Source organism: Methylocystis parvus (genome assembly GCF_049675845.1).
GTDB classification, from domain to species: domain Bacteria; phylum Pseudomonadota; class Alphaproteobacteria; order Rhizobiales; family Beijerinckiaceae; genus Methylocystis; species Methylocystis parvus_A.
This window is the reverse complement of the sequence record NZ_CP187161.1, coordinates 2205001-2223354: the sequence shown is the minus strand read 5'-3', so window position 1 is coordinate 2223354 and position 18354 is coordinate 2205001. Positions and strand designations below refer to the sequence as shown.

Below are 18354 nucleotides of genomic sequence, written 5' to 3'. Positions count from 1 at the left end.
TGATGTCGGAACCTTCGATCGCCCGAATGAAGACGCCGCGCCGCGAGGATCTCGGCCTCATCGGGATCGCGAATCGATCGGGCATGACCATCAATTTCCTGCCCAGCGGCGCGGTCTTTTCCATCGAACATTTGCGCTCGAACGGCGCCGTTATGGTCAACCAATTGCTCGCCTCGCCCATCGCAGGCGAAGTGGGCGGCCTTTATCTGCGCCTCGGCGGGCGTTCCGGCCTCGTCCCGATCACAGGCGCAAGATCGTGCGCGCAATTCGGCGTCAGGGACGACCGTGCGGTCTGGGAGGGAGCGGATGGCGGTTTACGCCATCGCGTCACGCTGTGGCTGCATCCCGGGCAGGATATCTGGTTCTGGCGCGTCGAGGCGACGAATGCCGGCGACGCCGGCGTTTCATGCGACTGCGTGTTCACACAGGACCTCGGTCTCGGTGCGCCGGGCTTCGTCATGAACAACGAGGCCTATGCGAGTCAGTATATCGACCATTTCGTCGCGGAGAGCGCCGCGCGCGGCTTCGTCGTCATGAGCCGCCAGAATCTCTCCCAGCACGGCGCCCATCCATGGATCGCGCATGGCTGCCTTGAAGGCGCGGCGGGATTTGCGACGGATTTCCGTCAGTTCGCGGGGCCGAGCTACCGCAATGCGGCGCATTTCGATCTGCCCTTCGGGACAAATCTCCCTTCTGAGGTCCTTCAATACGAGACCGCCTGCGCAGCCTTGCAAACGAGGTCCGTGGAATTGGCGCCCGGCGAAACGGCGGCGTGGACGATCTTCGCGTGCTACAACACCGACCATCGACATGCGTCGAGCGCGAGCGATCTTGCGATCGAGGAGAATATAGAAAAAGCTTTCCTCGACTGGAAGCCGCGCGAGGTCGCCCGATCGACGCCGGTGCGCAACGTCATGATCGACGCGCCGGTGGCCGTTGCGGACGATCTCGACGAAAAGGCCATTAAAGCCTTTTATCCGAACCGGGCGCATGACGAGCGGAGTGAACGGAATGACCTCCTCTCGTTTTTCGTTCCTGGCGAGACTCATAGCCGTCATGTCGTCCTGCGTGCGAAGGAAAGGCTGGTTGCGCGCCGCCACGGCGCCATTCTCGTCAACGGCGACGATTATCTGCCGACGGACGAAACCCTGAGCGCCACATGCTGGATGCACGGCGTGTTCGGCGCGCAGGTGACGATCGGGAACACGTCTTTTCATAAACTCTTCTCAGTGTCGCGCGATCCCTACAACATCTCGCGCGCGAACGGATTGCGGATTCTCGTGGAGCTCGATCGAAGCTGGCGGCTGCTCGCCATCCCGTCTGCGTTCGAAATGGGCCTGAGCGATTGCCGGTGGCTTTATCGCTTCGGCGAGCGGGTCGTTACGGTGCAGGCGTCCGTCGCGGACACAACGGCGATGCAATGGAGTATATCCGTCGAGGGCGAACCCGCGCGCTTCCTGATCGTCGGCCATCTCATCATGGGCGAGATCGAATTCGCCCATGCGAGCGATGTCGACTTCCAGGCAGGAGAGAGCCGTATCTCCTTCAGGCCCGATCCGGAGTGGATTTGGGGAAGACAATATCCCGACGCCGTCTATCACCTTTTCGTCGGCGCGGCGGAACATCTCGACGCCATCGGCGGAGATGAGTTGCTTCATGAAGACGGCGTACGGCGCAGCGGCGCCTATGTCGTGCTGCGCACGCGGTCGACGTCCGCCTTCTCATTCGGCTTTGCCGGATCCTTGACCGATCCCGCGCGGGCGGATGCTTTGGCCGAGCGCTTGTCGAGAGAAGGAGCGGGCGACGGCGCGAGGCCCCGCGGCGACAAATACTGGCGGGGCTTGCTGCGCGGCATGCGCGTCGACGGCGCCGACGCCGAAGCCCTGAGCACGATCCTGCCCTGGTTCGCACAGAACGCGATCGTCCATCTCAAAGCCCCGCATGGGCTGGAGCAATATACGGGCGCCGCCTGGGGAACGCGCGACGTTTGCCAGGGACCGGTGGAGCTTCTGCTGAGCCTCGAACATGACGAAGCCGTGAAAAGAATCCTGCGCATCGTCTATGGCGAGCAGCAGGACGAGAATGGAGACTGGCCGCAATGGTTCATGCTCGAGCCTTATTCCTTCATCCGCGACTCGGAGGCGCATGGCGACGTCATCGTGTGGCCGTTGAAGGCGCTGTGCGATTACGTCGAGGCGACGGGCGATCTTGCTTTTCTGGACGAAAACGTAGCATGGCGTCACAAGGGTTCGAACGAAAAGACACAGCATGAAGACACGATCTCCGCGCATGTCGGCAAGCAGATCGCGACGATGCGGTCACGCTTCATTCCCGGAACTCATCTCATCCGTTACGGGAATGGCGACTGGAACGACTCGCTGCAACCGGTCGGCCGCGAGAAGCGCGAATGGATGGTGAGCAGCTGGACCGTCGCGCTGCTCTACCAGCAGCTCTGCCGGTACGCGGAAGTTCTACGACTGGCGCGCCGTAACGACGAGGCCGAAGAGCTCGCCGCCGCCGCGCTGTCCATGCGCAACGATTTCAACCGGTATCTTATTCGCGACGGCGTGGTCGCCGGCTATGCGGTCTTCAGCCCGCAAGGCGGGGAGCCGCAGCTCCTCCTGCATCCGTCCGACGCGCATACTGGCATTTCCTTCTCGATGCTGCCGATGGTGCAGGGGATTTCGAGCGGATTATTCACGGATGAGCGAGCCCGCCGCCATCTTGGCCTCATTCGCGAACGCCTCCTGTCTCCGGACGGCGCCCGTCTCATGGACAAGCCGCTCGCCTATCATGGCGGACCCGAGAAAATCTTCCGGCGCGCGGAGTCCGCCGCTTTCTTCGGGCGCGAAATAGGGCTGATGTACACGCACTCCCATCTGCGCTACGCAGAAGCGCTCGAAGCTCTCGGCGAAGCCGACGCCTTTTGGGAGGCGCTGCTGGTCGCCAATCCAATCACGGTCACGGAGCGTCTTTCAAACGCGTCCCTCCGCCAGCGCAACGCCTATTTCAGCAGCAGCGACGCCGCCTTTTCGACGCGCTATCAGGCCTCCGCCGAATGGGATCGCGTCAGGGCCGGAACGATCCCCGTCGATGGCGGCTGGCGCATCTATTCCAGCGGTCCCGGGATTTTCGTGAGCATGGTCGTGCAGCGCGCGTTCGGATGGCGGCGCCAGTTCGGGAAGCGCTATCGCAGCGCGCAAGTCCCGGCAGGCAAGGCGGCGGATCTCGCTCTGTCGCTTTAGCGCGCCGCGAGGCGCCACGCGCTCTGGGCAATCTCCAGTTCCTCATTGGTGGGGATGACGAGGACCGCGACCTGCGACTGCGGGCTGGAAACGGTCGTCCGGGCCTCGCGATTGGCCGCGTCGTCCAGCGCCACGCCGAGCCAGGCGCAGCCCTCGGCGACCTCGGCGCGCGTCGCGGCGTCGTTCTCGCCGATGCCCGCCGTGAAGACGATGGCGTCGAGCCCGCCCAGCGCCGCGGCGAGCGAGCCGATCTCGCGCTGAATGCGGTAGACGAAGAGCGCGATCGCTTCCTTGGCCTGGGGCGCGGACGAAGCGCGAAGCGTGCGCATGTCCGACGAAATCCCGGAGATCCCCAGCAGGCCCGACTCGCGGTAGATCAGATCCTCGAGCCGTCGAGCGTCGAGGCCGTATCGGTCCATCAGATGCAGCAGGACGCCGGCGTCGATCGCGCCGCAGCGCGTGCCCATCATCAGCCCGTCAACGGTGGAAAAGCCCATCGTGGTCGCGACGCTCTTTCCCTCCTTCATCGCGCAGAGGCTGGCGCCGTTTCCGAGATGCGCGACGATCACGCGGGCTTGGGCGAGGCCGGGCGCGACCGCGCCGAGCCTGCGGGCGACATACTGGTAGGAAATGCCGTGGAAGCCGTAGCGCCGAACGCCCGCCTGCGAATATTGGCGGGGGATGGCGAAAGCCTGCGCGAGGGGCGGCTGGCTTGCATGGAACGCCGTATCGAAGCAGGCGACCTGCGGGAGCTGCGGATGCTCGGCCAGCAAGGCGCGGATCACCGCGAGATTGTGAGGCTGATGCAACGGCGCGAGCGGGACGAACTGCGAGAGTTCGTCGACGACCGCCGCGGTCGCCAGCACGGGCGCGCAGAAGCGTCCGCCGCCATGCACGACCCGATGCCCGACAACGGCGATATCCTTGCCGTCGAGCCAGGGCGCGGCGACCCGCATCATCGTGCGGGTCGCCGCGGCGTGGTCGAAACCCTCGGGCGCAACGTCTTCCCGGAGAAGCGTTTCGCCGCCGGCGCCGAAAAGATTGACGCGCGGCGCGGCGCCGATGCCCTCGATCAGTCCGCGCAGCCGCATCGTCGGCGCTTCGTCGGCCGCGTCGAAGATTGCGAATTTGACGCTCGAGGAGCCAGCGTTGACGACGGCGATTTTGGACATGGCTGGCGCGAATTCCCGTGGCGGCGACCGCGATCGGCTTTGGTCATAACATTGCAGCATGCATATGTCGCTCTGCAGGCGAGCGCAGCCGTAAGGGAGCGGCGCGCCGCCAAAACTTGACGGAACTGTTAACGCCCACGCGCGTTAAGCTGGAATGACGCCATGGCCGCGCCGCGAGCGCAGACGCACATGCAGTCTTCCAGGGCGACATCCAACCTCAGAGGCAGACAGGCTGCGACGGAAGGGGCTCCGCCCGTGAACATTCCTTTTGAAGACGTCCAGGCGCCCGAGTCGACGCCCCGCCCGCGCCCGAAGCGTCAGCAACGCGCGCTCGACATTCTCGTCGTCGAGGACGAATCAATCATCGCGAAGGACATCGAGCTGATCGTGAGCGATCTCGGCCATCGCGTGGTGGGAACGGCGCGCACGCATGAGGAAGCCTTGTCGCTCGCGCTGAAGACCCGTCCGGCCGTGGTCGTCGCCGACGTCAAGCTGGCGGACGGGAGTTCGGGGATCGTGGCGGTGGACGAGATGCTGAAAAGCATCGACGCCTCGGTGATCTTCATCACCGCCGTGCCGCAATGGCTGCAAACCGGGGAGCTGGAGCCAGTGCTGGTGATCCCGAAGCCCTATTCGGTCCACGACGTCAAAGCCGCCATCGCGCAGGCGACCACCCGGCGCGCCCAGTCGATGGAGACGATCATGGCGACGAAGTCGGCGGTCAGCCGTCTCACCCGCAAGCAGTAGCGGGCCCGGCCAACCGGAAACCATGCGGCGATCCTTCGCAGGCGCGCCCCTCGCGGGGCGGCCGCCTTTCCCCTATTTATAGTCGCATAAAAGCAAGAGATTGGAGGGAGGCGGCGATGTACAAGAAGATTCTGGTGCCGGTTGACCTGGGGGAGGCGGAAATGGCGCAGCTGGCGATAGGCGCCGCGCAGGCGCTCGCCAAGACGGACGCCGCTTCGCAGATAAGGCTGATCAACGTGCAGCCGCTCGTCCCGGTCGCCTTCGTCGACTACATTCCCCCGAATTTCGATGAGGAAATGCGAGAAGTCGCCGAGAAAGACCTCGCCGACCTGGCGCTCAAAGTGGACGCGCCGCGCGACCGGGTCTCGTCGACCGTGCGCTTCGGCGCCGTTTACCCCGAGGTTCTCGCGGAAGCCGAGGACTGGGGGGCCGACCTCATCGTCGTCGGCTCGCATCGGCCGACGATGGCGACCTATCTTCTCGGCTCCAACGCCAAGACGATCGTGCGCCACGCCAAATGTTCGGTGCTGGTCGTGCGGCGATAGGGCGCGGCTTGCGGGTCATGGAGCGGGGGCTACACTGTCGAACATGGTTCGATTCGCGCCCCTCGCTCTTCCTATAATCATGTTCCTCGCCGCCCTCGGCCCCGCCGCCGCGGCGAGCAGGGACGCCATCAAGGTCGGCGAGGGCATCGCCAAGGCCAATTGCGGTCGCTGCCATGCGGTCGGCCGCAAGGGCGAGAGCCCAAACCCCAAGTCGCCGCCTTTCCGTCATCTCGCGCGCAGATATCCGCTCTCCAATCTCGAGGAGGCGCTTGGCGAGGGCATCGTCGTCGGCCATGAGGGGCTGGAGATGCCGCAGTTCCAATTCGACGGCAAACAGGTCGAGGCGCTTCTGGCTTACTTGCATTCGATCCAGCGGTGACTATGCTGGAAGCGGGCGCCGACCGGCGCAGCGCTTCAGAGTGTATTTCCGCTGTGAATTCATTGAGACACGACTTCGACGCGCATCCGGCTGTCGCCCGTCGGGGGACCGACAATCCCGAGACGATCGAGAACCCGCTCTGGCGCCGGGCTGCCCAAAGCGGTTGGTCCGCCGCGAAGCTCGCCCATGAGGCCGGCCCCGTTACGCTTGGTCCCGTCTGGAGCCTGGAGCGTTTCGGGGGCTCGCAGATCACCCTCCCTGACGGGCGCGTCGTCCACATTGCGGGCCGGCACAGGGATTCGCGCGGCGCAGGGGAATATTTCTACAACGACGTCGTCGTGGAGCATCCCGACGGCGCCATCGATTTCCACCTCTATCCGACCGAGGTTTTCCCGCCCGTCGCTTATCACAGCGCCACATTGATGGGCGGCGAGATATGGCTGATCGGCGGGATGGGCGTGGGCGGCGCGCCAAGCGAGACGATCCAGGTCGTGCGCCTCGATACGAGCAGCTTCCGGATCGAGCGCGTCGCCACGGCGGGCGAAGCGCCCGGCCCGCTGTCGCGCCACCGCGCCGAACGGCTGGACGAGACGCGCATTCTGATCATGGCCGGTCATTGCGGGGCCGGCGATTCGATGGAGCCCAACCGCGAGATTTTCGAACTCGACGTGACGACGCTGCGCTGGCGACGCCGCGCGCATGGCGATGCGGCGCTGTTTCCCGTCCCGAAAGACGTCTACGAAACATGCAAGAGCCCGCGTTCGGGCCGGGCCAATCCGGAAAAATCGGACAATCCCTTCTGGCTCGAAATGGCCCGGCGGCGCTGGCTGCCGAGCCGCGCCCGCCTGCATTATGGCGACTTCGGGCCGAAAGATCCGAGGCGGCCGCCGACGCCCGCCGAAGTCGAGGCGCTGCCGCCCGGCGCGACTTTCGGGCGCGAGGCGGTCGATTGCCCGAAGGTCTGGACCGCGCGCCGCGCCGACGCCGCCATCGTCACGCTCGACGACGGAAGCAGGCTGCGCATCGGCGGAGTCGTCCACGACTTCAAAGAGGGCTTCAGGGAGGAATGGGCCGATGTCTGGACCTATGCCGACGTTATGCTCGAGAAGCCTGGCGGCGAGATCGACATCTTCATTTACCCGCCGGACGTCTTCCCGCCGCTCTGGCCGCTCTGCGCCCTCGCGCGTCCCGGCTGCGTGCTGATTTTCGGCGACGTCGACAATTCGCCGGGGCGGGAGGATTCCCGGCCAGTCGTCCTGCGGCTCCATAAGCCGCCTTTGCGCTTGCCGGGCGGCTGGTCTAAAACGCCCGGAAACAGGCCCGAGGAAACGATGTCCGCGATCCCCGATTTCACCAAGATCCCCTTCGCCGCCACCTCCGTCGCGCAAGACGCGCCCGCCCGTAGCTGGCTGACGCCCGAGGGGATCGAGGTGAAGAGCGCCTATGGGGCGCAGGATATCGAGGGACTTTCCTTCATCGACGGCTATCCGGGCGTCGCGCCCTTCGTGCGCGGGCCTTATCCGACCATGTATGTCGCCCAGCCCTGGACGATCCGCCAATATGCGGGCTTCTCCACGGCCGAGGACTCCAACGCCTTCTACCGGCGCAATCTCGCGGCCGGCCAGAAGGGCCTCTCGTGGCCTTCGATCTCGCGACCACCGCGGCTACGACTCCGATCATCCGCGCGTGATGGGCGACGTCGGCATGGCGGGCGTCGCGATCGACTCGATCTACGACATGCGCACGCTGTTCGACGGCATCCCGCTCGATCAGATGTCCGTGTCGATGACGATGAACGGCGCCGTGCTGCCCGTTCTCGCGCTCTTCATCGTCGCGGCGGAAGAGCAGGGCGTCTCGGCCGACAAGCTCACCGGCACGATCCAGAACGACATTCTGAAAGAATTCATGGTGCGCAACACCTACATCTATCCGCCCGCACCCTCGATGCGGATCGTCTCGGACATCTTCGCCTACACCAGCGCATATGCCGAAGTTCAACTCGATCTCGATCTCCGGCTACCACATGCAGGAGGCCGGTGCGACCGCCGACCTCGAACTCGGCTACACGCTCGCCGACGGCGTCGAATATGTGCGCGCCGGCGTCGCCGCTGGGCTCGACATCGACGCCTTCGCGCCGCGCCTCTCCTTCTTCTTCGCGATCGGCATGAACTTCTTCATGGAGGTCGCCAAGCTGCGCGCCGCGCGCCTGCTCTTGTGGGCGCGGCTGATGAAGGATCTCGGCGCCAAGTCCGAAAAGAGCCTTACGCTGCGCACCCATTGCCAGACCTCCGGCTGGTCGCTCACCGCGCAGGATGTCTACGTCAACTCGATCCGCACCTGCGTCGAGGCGATGGCGGCGACGCAGGGCCATACCCAGTCGCTGCACACAAACGCCCTCGACGAGGCGCTCGCGCTGCCGACCGACTTCTCCGCCCGCATCGCCCGCAACACGCAGATCGTCCTGCAGCAGGAAAGCGGCACGACGCGCGCGATCGACCCCTGGGGCGGCTCCTATTATGTCGAGCGCCTCACGGCGGAACTCGCCAAGAAGGCGTGGGAGCATATCGAGGAGATCGAGAAGCTCGGGGGCATGGCCAAGGCCATCGCGGCGGGCGTGCCGAAGCAGCGCATCGAGGAGGCCGCCGCCAAGACGCAGGCGCGCATCGACAGCGGGCCGCAGGTCGTCGTCGGCGTCAACAAATACCAGCCTGAAAACGACGCCAAGCCGAACGTCCTCAAGGTCGACAACGCCGCCGTGCGCGCCGCGCAGCTCGCCAAGCTCGCCCGTCTGCGCGCCGAGCGCAACGAAGCGGAATGCCAGGCCGCGCTCAACGCGCTGACCGAAGGCGCGACGCCGGCGCCAATCTCCTCGATCTCGCGGTGAAGGCGGCGCGCGCCAAGGCGAGCGTCGGCGAGATTTCCTTCGCGCTGGAAAGGTCTTCTCGCGCCACAAGCCGAAGGCCAACGTGATTTCCGGCGTCTATGCGAAGGAAGCCGGCAAGGACAGCCAGCAGGTCGGCCGCGTCGTCGGCATGACCCGCGACTTCGAGGAGAACACCGGCCGCAAGCCGCGCATCCTCGTCGCCAAGATGGGCCAGGACGGCCACGACCGCGGCCAGAAGGTCATCGCCTCGGCCTTCGCCGATATGGGCTTCGACGTCGTCATCGGCGATCTCTTCGCGACGCCCGACGAAGTCGCGCAGAAGGCCGTCGAAAACGACGTGCATGTCGTCGGCGTCTCGACCATGACCGCCGGCCATCTGACGCTGACCCCCGAACTGCGCGATGCGCTCAAGCGCGTCGGCCGCGAGGACATCATGATGGTCGTCGGCGGCGTCATCCCGCCGGACGATTTCCAGGCGCTGCTCGATTTCGGAGCGGCGGCGATCTTCCCGCCCGGCACGAACATCCCGCTCGCGGCCGAGAAGCTGCTGTATGAGCTGAACATCCGGCTCGGCTTCGCGCAGCGCGAGCCGGCGAAGGCGTAAGCGACGCGGCGAGGGCGCCGACTCACCCTCCCGTCAAGGGGGAGGGTGGAAGGGCGCAGCGCTTCGGGGTGGGGCGGCGCCGCGATGACGATGTAAGGCGAGAGCCGCAATCCGCTCCTCTCCCCGCGCGTTAGGACCGCGGCCGGGACGCTTCCTCCCCGTGCGCATTTATCTTTCACGCATTCGGCCGAACGGGGCCGGGGCGTCCCGGCTTCCTCGATCAGCGCGCGTCGGTTTCCGGCGGCGGGAGTTTCCGCGCGCCCAACGCATTCGACCCAAGACAATTTGCGGCGCTTGAGTTAGGAGGCTCTGACTTAACCAAGAAACGGAAAACCCAATGGAAATCCTCCTCATCGGCTCCGCCGCCTGCATCGTCGCCCTCATCGTCACAGCCTGGCTGATGACGCTCGCCAAATGGTTTCCCATCAAGGCCGTCGACGCCTTCGTCGTCGACTACAAGACGATGATCCGCGCGCATGTCGATTATGCGCTGATGGCGCTGTTCGGGGCGGCGTTTTACGGTTCGGGCGTGGAGCTGCCGGTCGTCGCCTGCTGGTGCGTCGCGATTGGCGGCTTCTCCAATCCGACCGTCTTCACCATCGCGGCCTTCGATCCCAATTTCTGGGACAAGAAATTCTGGCGTGTCTACACGGCGCTGAGCTTCACCGTGTCGAGCGTCGGCTTTGTTTGGATCGCCTACGCCTTCGCCGCGCAAGCGGTGAAGCATTGGGCCTGATCGGCCCCTTGCGCGGGTGACGCCGCCACGCCATTTGCAGGGCGGCCGCCGCGCGGGCGGCCGCTGGAGCGCGGCGAAAAGAGGATGCTCGCGACGCGCTCCGATGAGAGGCCACGCATGACTTTCATGTTTGACGCCGCGCTGGCGGCGCTTCGCGAGATTCTCTCGCCGCCCTTCCGCAACGTGCTCTTCAAGAGCCTGGGCATGACGTTGCTCTTCCTGGCGCTCGCCTGGGTCGGTCTCGACAAGCTCGCTCTGTCCTATATCGCGGTGAATCACCCCTGGCTGCAGGTCGCGCTGACCTACGCGACGGGCGTCGGCCTCTTCCTCTTTCTGGCCTTCTTCATCGGCCCCATCTCGGTTCTGGTCGCGGGCTTGTTTCTCGACGATCTCGCCGACGTCGTCGAATCGGATCTCTATCCGCCCGGCGAGCGGGGGCAAGCGATCCCCGCTTCGCAGGCCATCATGATGGGCGTGCGATTCGCGGCCGTGTCCGCGGGCGTCAATATTCTGGCGCTGTTCCTGCTGCTGATCCCCGGAATCAACGCGATCGCCTTCCTGCTGGCGAACGCCTATCTGCTCGGGCGCGAATATTTCCTCTTCGCGGCCACGCGTTTCCGGAGTCTGGAGGAGGCGATGGAGCTGCGCCGCCGCTACGCGCCGCAGCTATTTCTGGCGGGCCTGTTCGTCGCCGCCTTCGTGATGACGCCGGGCCTCAATGTGCTGACGCCGCTCTTCGGCGTCGCCTTCATGTCGCGCATTCACAAAATGCTGGCGCCCGAACGTATGCGCTGGGCGGAAAGGTAAGTCACGCCCGCACCGGCGCGGGCGTGACGCGCATTCCTCAAGCCCCCAGGCGCTGCGCCTGATACTGGCCCGTCTTGCGATAGCGATAGAGATAGGTCGGCGCGATCGCCTCGATCGACTGCGGCTGAACGCCGAGGCCCTGCAGCGTGCGGCTTTCCTTGATGGCCGCTTCGCTCACGACATTGTCGTGCTTGAGCAGCTCGACCTGATCGCCCGTCATGCGCAGCAGCGTCGGGAAGAGGCCGAGCGACAGCTTGGTGAAGAGGCCAGTGATCGAGGCGACGAGCTTGCCGGTCGCGAAGGAGAGCTTCGCCACGCGGCGGTCGCGCTCCGTCACCTTCAAAACGTAATCGATCAGCGCCGCGAAGTTCTTCACTTCCGGCCCACCGAGCTCATAGGTCGCGCCGGCCTTGGCTTCGCCCGCAATCGCCTTGGCCACGGCGTCCGCGACGTCGCCGACATAGACCGGCTGGAACTTCGTCTCGGCGCCGACGATCGGGATCACCGGGAAGTAGCGCGCCATGGTCGCGAAGCGGTTGAAGAAGTCGTCCTCGATTCCGAAGATCACCGACGGACGCAGAATGACGGCGGAGGGGATCGCCGCGAGAACCGCCGACTCGCCGGCCGCCTTGCTGCGGGCGTATTCGGAAGCCGAGCCCGCATCCGCGCCGATGGCGGAAATATGGACGAGATTGTCGATGCCGGCCGCCTTGGCGGCCTCGGCGATGACCTTCGCGCCCTCGGCCTGCACCTTGGAAAATTTCTGCGCGCCGCTTTCCGAGAGAATGCCGACGAGGTTCACGACCGCCGAAGCGCCGTGCAGGGCGGCCGCGACCGATTCGGGGTGCCGCACATTGGCCTGCACCGCCATGACCTGGCCGACGCGGCCCTGCGGCTGCAGATGGAAGGCGAGGTCCGGGCGGCGGCAGGCGATGCGCACGCGCCAGCCGTCGCGGGCCAGCGCGCGGACGACATAGCGCCCCACGAAGCCGGATCCGCCAAACACCGTCACCACGCGTCCCGCGCCCACGTTCACGCCGCTCATCGCTCTTGCTCCGTTCGCCGCGCCGGCGTCGCCGGCCTTGCAGAATTCGTCGCCAGTGCTCTAGCGAAAATCGGCCGGGAAGGAAATGCGCCATTGCGCGCCCGGGGTGGGCCGCGGCGACCTTATTTGACGAGCTTTGCGTTTTTTGCCGAACTGCGCATTGACAGGACCCGGCCGGCGCCCCTAAGAGAGCGCCCACATGCCCAGGTGGCGGAATTGGTAGACGCGCTGGTTTCAGGTACCAGTGGTGAAAGCCGTGGAGGTTCGAGTCCTCTCCTGGGCACCATAATTTCACGCAGCATATGCGCCCGCGAGCGACTCGGCCAAATGCGCTCGTCCCCCGCGCGCGGAGTGATTTTCTCGTGCTTGCCCCGGTGAGTCGTCCCGCCAATATTCTGGTCTGCGGAAAAATTCGTGAACAAGGCGAATTTCAGCGAGAGATCGACAGATATCTTCAATGGCGGGCCGCCGGGCTCGTCGAGCGGATCGTCTTTTCGAGCTGGGTCGAGGATTTTCACGCGCATCGCGCCGTCTTCGACGCTCTCGAGCGGAACGGCGTGGAGATCGTCATTTCCGAGCAGCCGCGGCTCAAGATCGTCGGCCACGCCTTTCACCAGCTCAAGAGCATTGACGCCGGCCTGACGCTTTTTGGCGCAGACGACCTCATCCTGCGTACGCGCACCGATAAGGTCTTTACCGGTTTCGACCTTGCTTTCACGCTGAACCGCTTCGCAAGCGCGCCGCCGCCGGGCGAGGGCTCGCCCTTCTCGAAGCGGCTGACCATCCAGGTGAGCGTCCCGTTCCAGCCCTATTTCTTCAACGACATGGTGTTTCTAGGCCTGAAACGCGACATCGCGAAATTGGCCTCCTTCGATTTGTGGTTCGATTTGCGCGGGACAATCATGAATCCCGAGCAGATCATTCACTTCGGCCCGTTTTCGAGGATGCGGCCCGTTGTTCGGGATTTCTTCGGCGTGAATCCGGGCCTCATCTATTCGGACCCCGCCTTGAGCCGCGAGGTCTACGCCTTCGCCCTCGGGCGGGAATTCTACTGCGCCGCGCTCTATACGAGCCTGAAGGACACGCTCGACTCCTATCTCGTCGGCTTCGACCGGGCCTGCGCGGACCCGCTCTATTATTGGCCGCAATCCGTCGCCATGACCGACCTTCTGGACCCCGAGACGGCGACCTCCCTGAGCGGGGTCGACTATCACGACCTCGCCGCGACGATTCACACGCGCTCCGAGAGCGTCATCAAAAAATTGCTCCAAACGCCGATCCGCGAGCAGGGCGGCGCGACGCTCTTGGAAATCGGCCCGGCCTTCCTCGCCAGGGCGCAGGCGGGCGAAAGCGGCTGGCTGTCCGATGCCGCGCTCGACTTCGCGCGGGATTTGTACGAGCGCTTCCCAAACCTGCCGCACCGCCGTCGGCTGCCCCAGAAAGATGGTTTGAAGACTTTTTACCATGCCGGCCATCCGATGATTGCGAGCTGAGCGCGTCGGCCATATTCCCGCCAACCCTTTATTTGACTTGATATTTTTGCTGCGCTACTTAAGCTTGTCGTCGCCTGCGGGCCCCGCGGTTCAAACAATTCGCGCGTCGATCGGAACAGACCCGCACGATGAAATCGAGAATTCTCGCCCATCGGGGTTTCTGGACCGCCCCTTCAGAAAAAAACGCCGCCGTAGCGCTGGAGCGCGCCTTCGCCGCGGGGTTTGGCGTGGAGACGGACATCAGGGATCTGGACGGAGTTCTTGTCGTCTCCCACGATCCACCCCGGCGACGGTCCGCGCCCATGACCGCCGAGGCGTTGTTCGAACTTTACCTCCGCATGGGCGCGCCTGGCTGGCTCGCGCTCAACGTCAAGGCGGATGGGCTCGCGTCGCAGATCGGGTCCCTGCTTGCGCGTTACGCCATCGACGCGGCTTTCGTGTTCGACATGTCGGCGCCGGACATGCGGGCCTATCTCGCTATGGACATCCCGGTTTTCACGCGCCGCAGCGACGCCGAGCCGGTCCCGACCTATTACGGAAAATGCGCCGGCGTCTGGATGGATTGCTTCGGGATCGCGCACAGCCCGGCTGATTGGAGCCGTCAGGCGCTCAGCGACGGCAAGCGCGTGGCGCTCGTTTCGCCGGAACTGCACGGTCGTCCTCATCTCGCCGCATGGGCCGAGTGGCGCGAAGCGCTTCATCCGCATAGCGAAGCCAATGTGATGATCTGCACCGACTATCCTGAAGAAGCCGCCGCCTTCTTTCCGGAGGCCGTATGATCAGGGCTGTTCTCTTCGATATGGACGGCGTCCTGATCGATGCGAAAGACTGGCACTATGAAGCGCTCAATCGCGCGCTGGACCCTTTTGGAATGGCGATCGGCCGCGATGCGCATCTGGCGACCTATGACGGCCTGCCGACGCGCAAGAAGCTGGAGATCCTGTCGAAGACGAAGGGCTTCCCCGTCAGGCTGCATTCCTTCGTCAATGAATTGAAGCAAAGCTACACGGTCGAACTCGCCTACTCGCTCTGCAAGCCGAATTTTGCGCATCAGCGCGCCTTGTCGCGATTGAAGGCAGATCGCTTAAAGCTCGCCGTGTGCTCGAATTCGGTGCGAGCTTCCGTCGAGCTGATGATGCGGCTGGCGCATCTCGAACAATATCTCGACCTCGTTCTCTCCAATGAAGATGTCGCAAAGGCCAAGCCCGACCCTGAAATGTACAGGGTCGCGATCGACCGTTTCGGCCTTGCGCCGGAAGAGTGCCTGATCCTCGAGGACAATGACCATGGCGTCGCTGCGGCCCGCGACAGCGGGGCGCATGTCATGATTGTGGGGACGACGAGCGAGGTCACCTATGAGAGCGTCGCCGAAAGAATCGCTTCCATAAATGCGCGAGGCTAGGGAGCGATAATGAGCGGGGCGCTTCAAATCCTGGTCCCCCTGGCGGGCGAGTCGATCTTCTTCGACCCTGCTGAATATTACTTCCCCAAGCCGCTCGTCGAGATCGCCGGCAAGACGATGATCGAGCACGTGCTCGCTCCTCTTAAGGCGGCGGCTCCGGATGCGCGCTTCGTCTTCCTCGTGCGTCAGCAGGACATCGCGAAATTCTCGCTCGACTCGATCCTGCGCCTCTGTGTCGGCGAAGATACGACGGTAGTCTCGATCAAGGCGCCGACCAAGGGCGCGCTCTGTTCGTGCATGATGGCCGTCGACCAACTCGACCTCGACGCGCCGCTGCTGATCTCCAACGGAGATCAGGTGCTGGACGCCGACCTCGGCGGGTTGCTGCGGCGCTTCCGGAATTCGCAGGCGGCGGCGGGCGTCGTCACTTTTCGTTCCGTCCATCCGCGCTGGTCATATGTGCGGCTCGATCAGAGCGGCGACGTAATCCAGGCGGCCGAGAAGTCCGTTATCAGCGAACATGCCGTCGCCGGCCTCTATTATTTCCGCACCGCGCGAATTTTCGTCGAAGCGGCCATGGCGACGATCGCCGCCAACGATAGCGTCGGAGATTCGTATTACATCGCGCCGAGCCTCAATCAGGTGATCCTGAAAAACGAGCGCGTGATGCGGCTCGCAATCCCGGAGCAGGATTATCACAGCTTTTACTCGCCCCAGAAGATCAAGGATTTTCTCGACCTGCGCATGGGGTTCGCGCGTCGCATGGCGGCCGCTCCCCGTCCCGTCACCGTCATCGTGCCTGCGGCGGGCGAGGGGAGTCGTTTCGCAAAAGAAGGGTGGAAGCGGCCCAAGCCCTTCATCGACGTCGCCGGCCGGCCGATGATCGAACATGTGCTGCAAAACGTGACGCCGAAAAATGCGCAGCCGATCGTGCTCGTTCGAAAAGAACATACGGAGGGGCAGGGAGCCCTTTTGCAGCGGCTCGGCGTCGGCGCGGAAGTCGCGCTCGTCGATCGACTGACCGAGGGCACGCTCTGCACCGTCATGCTCGCGCGGCGCTTCTTCGCGGCCGACAATCCGGTCCTCATCGCCAATTCGGACCAGATCGTCGATTTCTCTGTCGACGCCTTCGTGCAGGATTGCCTCGACCGCAATCTCGACGGATCTATCCTGGTCTTTCGCGATTCGGAGCGCGACCCCAAATGGTCCTTCGCGCGGCTCGACGCCGAAGGGCTGGTCGCAGAGGTCGCGGAAAAGGTGCCGATCTCGGATCTTGCGACGGTGGGAATCTACTTCTTCCGCCGCGCGCGCGACCTCCTCGACGCCACGATCGACATGTTCGCGCGCAACGATCGCGTCAACGGCGAATTTTATACCTGCCCCGTCTATAACTACATGATCGCCAATGGCGCGCGTATCGGCGCATATGAGATTCCCGCGCAAGCTATGCAGGGCCTCGGCGTCCCGGCCGATCTCGACGCCTACCTTGCTCGCGTAGGAGGGCCGCGTTCCGCCGACGCGCCCTCTGATTCTCAATGAAGATCATCGTTCCACTCGCGGGTCCCGATTTTCAGCTGCCGGACGGCAGCGTCAAAGCCGAGATCGACATTGGCGGCGCGCCCCTCCTGCGCCGCGCGCTGGAGACCCGAAGCTGGCGTCGGCGCCGCACGGTTGCGGACGTGGACTATGTGTTCGTTCTCCGGGACAGCGCGCCGAGCCGGCGCTTCGCCGCCGAAAAACTCGCCGCATGGCATCCGGGCAGCCGGGCCGTGTTTCTGTCTGCCTTCGCGCAGGGGGCAGCCATGTCGGCAATGGCGGGACTGTCGCTCTTCGCCCATGTCGACGAGCCTATTTGCGTCGAACTTGCGGATATTCTGTTCGACGAGGAGACGGACCCGCTGGCGGAATTCTCCGACCCCTCGGTCGGCGCTCTCGGTCTGACCCTCCGTTCCGACAACCCTGCCTATTCCTACCTGCGCCGGGATGAAGACGGCCGCGTGGTCGAGGCGGTCGAAAAGCGGGCTGTTTCCACGGAAGCCTCCGCCGGGGTCTATTTCTTCCGGTCTCCAGCCGTCTATTTGCGCGCCTGCGCCCATCTGCTCGGCCGCGACGAATATCTGCACCAAAGCCTCTATTACGTCTGCCCTCTTTTCAACGGCGTTCTGGCGCAGGGGCTCGACGTGAGGGCGCTACCGGTCGAGAACGTACGGGACCTGAAGGTCGAGCCGATGCGAGATTGATTCGTTGCGTCAAAGCGCGTCGAGCGCTTCCGGCATTGACGGCCTCAGAGCGGGGTCAGGTTGGACGCAGGCGTCCGCAAGGGCGCGCATCCTGCTGATCTCGGCGGCGTCGCCCTCGCTCCGGTCGACGAGTTCCCCCAGCAACAGGCCCCAGGCCCGCACCTCGACCCGGTTCCAGAGATCCGCGTCGCGCCCTCCTTCCGGCAGGGCGCAGGCCGCGCCGAAATCGCTCAGCGTCGCTTTGCCCGTGACGCCGTCCCAAAGAGTGTTGTGCGCGTAAAGGTCGCCATGCATCAGACCCCGCGAATGGAGATGCGCCGCCGCCGACCCGACGCTGCCCGCGATCTTGCGGGCCACGGCTGCGTCCAGCCGAAGCGCCGGATCGTAAACGTCGCGGCTGCACGTCTCGAGACTGGGCGGCCCCGCAAGCACGCGCCAATGTGCTGGCAACAGGGGCATCAGCAGCGCATCCACGCCGTCGGGGTGATCCCCCAGCCGCCCGAGCGCCGATGTGAGATTGGGATGCGCGCCGGCCGCGAGGCAGGCGCGCATCTCTCGCTCCGGCAGTCCGTCGCTGGTCATCGCCCCTTTGAAGAATTTCAGGGCGATGGGCCGTGGCGCTTCTTTCTCCGCGCGCCAGATGGCCTCATGGACCCGGCCTGAAGCCCCCTCGCCCAGGAAAGCGCCCACTTCAAGCTCGCGCCAGGAGACGGGTTCGCCCTCCTCGGGCGCGGGCGCGCGTTCGAACGGGTTCCCGGCCCATGCGATCCAGGCAAGGCTGGGAAGCGCCGCGACCCAGGCGGGCAGGGCGTCGAATCCATTCGCACTCAGCCGGACCAACTCCAGATTTCCAGCGCCCGCGAGAGTCTCGGGGAGGCGCTTCAGCCGATTGCCTGCAAGCATGAGCTTTTGCAGATGGGGCCGCGCGCCAAGGGCGTCGGGGAGCGAATCGATCTGATTATCGGTGAGCGTCAGCCAGCGCAGGCGCGGCGGCAGGGCCTCGTCGGGCACATCCCGCATGCCGGTGGCGCGGAACCCGATCTGGCTCAGGGAGG

14 protein-coding genes, 1 tRNA gene and 1 pseudogene (1 of these 16 only partly in view) are annotated in these 18354 nt (G+C 64.8%); 13 read left to right on the top strand and 3 right to left on the bottom strand.

What is annotated here, in order from left to right:
* Positions 1-2: 2 nt before the first annotated feature.
* Positions 3-3245, top strand: coding sequence for a GH36-type glycosyl hydrolase domain-containing protein (locus ACPFMJ_RS11525; protein WP_424360162.1), 3243 nt, complete (start codon positions 3-5; stop codon positions 3243-3245).
* On the opposite strand, the gene ACPFMJ_RS11520 is transcribed toward ACPFMJ_RS11525, so the two are convergent.
* The gene (locus ACPFMJ_RS11520) at positions 3242-4417 is read right to left on the bottom strand and encodes an acetate/propionate family kinase (protein ID WP_424360161.1); all 1176 of its coding nucleotides are present in this window, start codon (positions 4415-4417) and stop codon (positions 3242-3244) included. The genes ACPFMJ_RS11525 and ACPFMJ_RS11520 overlap by 4 nt on opposite strands.
* Positions 4418-4672: 255 nt before the next feature.
* Here ACPFMJ_RS11520 and ACPFMJ_RS11515 point away from each other — a divergent pair, with 255 nt between their 5' ends.
* The 6 genes and pseudogenes from ACPFMJ_RS11515 to ACPFMJ_RS11490 all read left to right on the top strand — a co-directional run bounded on the left by ACPFMJ_RS11515 (position 4673) and on the right by ACPFMJ_RS11490 (position 11119).
* The gene (locus ACPFMJ_RS11515; RefSeq protein ID WP_424360160.1) at positions 4673-5164 is read left to right on the top strand and encodes a response regulator; all 492 of its coding nucleotides are present in this window, start codon (positions 4673-4675) and stop codon (positions 5162-5164) included.
* 116 nt (positions 5165-5280) lie between these two features.
* Positions 5281-5709 carry a universal stress protein gene (locus ACPFMJ_RS11510; protein WP_424360159.1) on the top strand — a complete coding sequence of 143 codons (429 nt, stop codon included), beginning with the start codon at positions 5281-5283 and terminating at the stop codon, positions 5707-5709.
* Positions 5710-5788: 79 nt separating this feature from the next.
* On the top strand, positions 5789-6088 hold the full coding sequence (locus ACPFMJ_RS11505; protein WP_424360158.1) for a c-type cytochrome: 300 nt from the start codon (positions 5789-5791) through the stop codon (positions 6086-6088).
* A gap of 1331 nt (positions 6089-7419) precedes the next feature.
* Positions 7420-9576 (top strand): annotated as a pseudogene (scpA, locus tag ACPFMJ_RS11500) (methylmalonyl-CoA mutase).
* 337 nt (positions 9577-9913) lie between these two features.
* Positions 9914-10312 carry a hypothetical protein gene (locus ACPFMJ_RS11495; RefSeq protein WP_424360157.1) on the top strand — a complete coding sequence of 133 codons (399 nt, stop codon included), beginning with the start codon at positions 9914-9916 and terminating at the stop codon, positions 10310-10312.
* A 117-nt stretch (positions 10313-10429) separates the two neighbouring features.
* Positions 10430-11119: a sulfate transporter family protein gene (locus tag ACPFMJ_RS11490; RefSeq protein ID WP_424360156.1), complete on the top strand. Its 690-nt coding sequence runs from the start codon at positions 10430-10432 to the stop codon at positions 11117-11119.
* A 37-nt stretch (positions 11120-11156) separates the two neighbouring features.
* On the opposite strand, the gene ACPFMJ_RS11485 is transcribed toward ACPFMJ_RS11490, so the two are convergent.
* Positions 11157-12164, bottom strand: a complete 1008-nt coding sequence (locus ACPFMJ_RS11485) for a complex I NDUFA9 subunit family protein (RefSeq protein WP_424360155.1) — start codon at positions 12162-12164, stop codon at positions 11157-11159.
* 201 nt (positions 12165-12365) lie between these two features.
* Here ACPFMJ_RS11485 and ACPFMJ_RS11480 point away from each other — a divergent pair.
* The 6 genes from ACPFMJ_RS11480 to ACPFMJ_RS11455 all read left to right on the top strand — a co-directional run bounded on the left by ACPFMJ_RS11480 (position 12366) and on the right by ACPFMJ_RS11455 (position 17299).
* Positions 12366-12450, top strand: a tRNA-Leu gene (locus ACPFMJ_RS11480).
* Between the two features lie 76 nt (positions 12451-12526).
* Positions 12527-13657: a hypothetical protein gene (locus ACPFMJ_RS11475; protein WP_424360154.1), complete on the top strand. Its 1131-nt coding sequence runs from the start codon at positions 12527-12529 to the stop codon at positions 13655-13657.
* A gap of 128 nt (positions 13658-13785) precedes the next feature.
* Entirely contained in the window at positions 13786-14436 is a 651-nt protein-coding gene (locus ACPFMJ_RS11470) for a hypothetical protein (protein ID WP_424360153.1), read from the top strand.
* Positions 14433-15059: an HAD family hydrolase gene (locus ACPFMJ_RS11465; RefSeq protein ID WP_424360152.1), complete on the top strand. Its 627-nt coding sequence runs from the start codon at positions 14433-14435 to the stop codon at positions 15057-15059. Before ACPFMJ_RS11470 ends, ACPFMJ_RS11465 begins: the two co-directional genes overlap by 4 nt.
* A gap of 9 nt (positions 15060-15068) precedes the next feature.
* On the top strand, positions 15069-16598 hold the full coding sequence (locus tag ACPFMJ_RS11460) for a glycosyltransferase family 2 protein (RefSeq protein WP_424360151.1): 1530 nt from the start codon (positions 15069-15071) through the stop codon (positions 16596-16598).
* Positions 16595-17299, top strand: a complete 705-nt coding sequence (locus ACPFMJ_RS11455) for a hypothetical protein (protein WP_424360150.1) — start codon at positions 16595-16597, stop codon at positions 17297-17299. The genes ACPFMJ_RS11460 and ACPFMJ_RS11455 overlap by 4 nt, the downstream gene beginning before the upstream one ends.
* Before the next feature lie 9 nt (positions 17300-17308).
* On the opposite strand, the gene ACPFMJ_RS11450 is transcribed toward ACPFMJ_RS11455, so the two are convergent.
* Positions 17309-18354, bottom strand: the 3' portion of a protein-coding gene (locus tag ACPFMJ_RS11450; RefSeq protein WP_424360149.1) for a leucine-rich repeat-containing protein kinase family protein. 256 nt of this gene lie beyond the right edge of the window; 1046 of the gene's 1302 nt are visible here — the last part of the coding sequence; its start codon lies beyond the right edge, outside the window — the gene reads right to left on this strand; it ends in the stop codon at positions 17309-17311.

Bases quoted from the DNA above. Each gene is read 5' to 3' on its own strand.
- ACPFMJ_RS11525 (WP_424360162.1), top strand. From the start codon at position 3: ATGTCGGAACCTTCGATCGCCCGAATGAAGACGCCGCGCCGCGAGGAT.
- ACPFMJ_RS11520 (WP_424360161.1), bottom strand. From the start codon at position 4,417: ATGTCCAAAATCGCCGTCGTCAACGCTGGCTCCTCGAGCGTCAAATTC.
- ACPFMJ_RS11510 (WP_424360159.1), top strand. From the start codon at position 5,281: ATGTACAAGAAGATTCTGGTGCCGGTTGACCTGGGGGAGGCGGAAATG.
- ACPFMJ_RS11505 (WP_424360158.1), top strand. From the start codon at position 5,789: ATGTTCCTCGCCGCCCTCGGCCCCGCCGCCGCGGCGAGCAGGGACGCC.
- ACPFMJ_RS11495 (WP_424360157.1), top strand. From the start codon at position 9,914: ATGGAAATCCTCCTCATCGGCTCCGCCGCCTGCATCGTCGCCCTCATC.
- ACPFMJ_RS11490 (WP_424360156.1), top strand. From the start codon at position 10,430: ATGACTTTCATGTTTGACGCCGCGCTGGCGGCGCTTCGCGAGATTCTC.
- ACPFMJ_RS11485 (WP_424360155.1), bottom strand. From the start codon at position 12,164: ATGAGCGGCGTGAACGTGGGCGCGGGACGCGTGGTGACGGTGTTTGGC.
- ACPFMJ_RS11470 (WP_424360153.1), top strand. From the start codon at position 13,786: ATGAAATCGAGAATTCTCGCCCATCGGGGTTTCTGGACCGCCCCTTCA.
- ACPFMJ_RS11465 (WP_424360152.1), top strand. From the start codon at position 14,433: ATGATCAGGGCTGTTCTCTTCGATATGGACGGCGTCCTGATCGATGCG.
- ACPFMJ_RS11460 (WP_424360151.1), top strand. From the start codon at position 15,069: ATGAGCGGGGCGCTTCAAATCCTGGTCCCCCTGGCGGGCGAGTCGATC.
- ACPFMJ_RS11455 (WP_424360150.1), top strand. From the start codon at position 16,595: ATGAAGATCATCGTTCCACTCGCGGGTCCCGATTTTCAGCTGCCGGAC.